This window comes from Spirulina sp. CCY15215 (genome assembly GCF_016888125.1).
Classification (GTDB): Bacteria; Cyanobacteriota; Cyanobacteriia; order Cyanobacteriales; family Spirulinaceae; genus CCY15215.
In genome coordinates, this window is record NZ_JACSWA010000126.1 from 1 (window position 1) to 482 (window position 482).

1 protein-coding gene is annotated in these 482 nt (G+C 39.2%); it reads right to left on the reverse strand.

Annotation, left to right across the window (positions count from 1 at the left end; translation table 11 throughout):
* Positions 1-343, reverse strand: a 343-nt coding sequence (locus JUI58_RS00575; RefSeq protein WP_204101809.1) for a helix-turn-helix domain-containing protein, incomplete at its 3' end; no start/stop codon positions are given.
* Positions 344-482: the final 139 nt, after the last annotated feature.

The window sequence follows — 482 nt, forward strand, 5'->3', positions numbered from 1 at the left end:
AACCGAGTTTTTTTGATTTCATATCTGTAAATGCTTTGTCTAATCTTTTGAGCATCTGTTGCAAGACTTGAGCATTCACAGATTTTAACCACGGGTTGGTTTTCTTGGCTTCTGTTAATTGTTTGGCTTGGTTGTTGTAATTTGGGAAAGGTTGATCCGCCGGAATGATATATTCCTTGTCTAGAGAACAAGAATTAACAGAACACTTCCGAGATTTAATCCAGTCTTTTCTCTCTGAGAGAGCGTAATTCCAGACAGCACGACACACTCTCAAGGTATTCTCAATCACCTCGATTTGCTTTTCGTTTGGGATTAATTTATACTCGTAAGTTAACGTTAACATTTTGACCTCCTGAATTGGATTTTAGCAATCTTTACGGAGAACGTCAATCCATGTGTACGGACGTTAAATTTAACGTCCCTACTTTGGTCGGTTTTGTTTGTTGGCAAAAAGACGAGCGACCCCGGTGAATCGAATTCAC